Raw genomic sequence first — 771 nt, forward strand, 5'->3', positions numbered from 1 at the left:
CCCCAGGAGCGCCCCGGCTCCGTACCGCCCGCGCCCGCCCGTCCCGGCGCACCCGGCACGGCGGCGCGCCCCGCGCCCGCCTCGCCCAGTACGGCCCGCGCCCTCAACGACCGGCTCGCGCTGCGCCTGCTCCAGGAGCACGGCCCGCTCACCGCCGCGCGCCTCAAGGAACTCACCGGGCTCTCGCGCCCGAGCGTCGCCGACCTCGTCGAACGGCTCGGCGCCGCCGGGCTCATCGAGGTGGTCGGCGCCTCGGAGCAGCGCAGACGCGGCCCCAACGCGCGGATCTACGGGATCGTCGCCGACCGCGCCCACCTCGCCGGGCTCGACGTGCGCACCCACAGCGTCTCCGTCCTCGTCACCGACCTGCTCGGCGCGACCCTCGCCGAGTCCTCCGCACCGGTCGACCCCGCCGCGAGCACCGAGGCGGCCGTGGCCCGCGCGGTGGACCTCCTTGCGGACACGGCGGCCCGCGCGGGCGTCCCCGAGCTGCGTGCCGTGGGCGTCGGCGCGCCCGGTCTCGTCACCCCCGGCACGGGCGAGCTGCGCGACAGCACGGGGCTGCCGCCCTGGCACCGCGCGCTCGTGCCCGTGCTGCGGGAGCGCTTCGCGGGCACCGTCCTCGTCGAGAACGAGACCAACCTCGCCGCCGTCGCGGAACTGCGCGCGGGCGCGGCCCGCGACCGCGACACCTTCGCACTGCTGTGGCTCGGCCACGGCGTGGGCGCGGCGGTCGTGCTCGACGGCGCGCTGCGCCGGGGCGCCTCGGGG

At 79.4% G+C, this 771-nt stretch carries 1 protein-coding gene; it reads left to right on the forward strand.

The window, feature by feature from the left end; translation table 11 throughout:
• Positions 1-771, forward strand: a 771-nt coding sequence (locus tag G3I42_RS05305; RefSeq protein WP_275405224.1) for an ROK family transcriptional regulator, incomplete at both ends; no start/stop codon positions are given.

This window comes from Streptomyces sp. SID11385, assembly GCF_010548245.1.
Classification (GTDB): domain Bacteria; phylum Actinomycetota; class Actinomycetes; order Streptomycetales; family Streptomycetaceae; genus Streptomyces.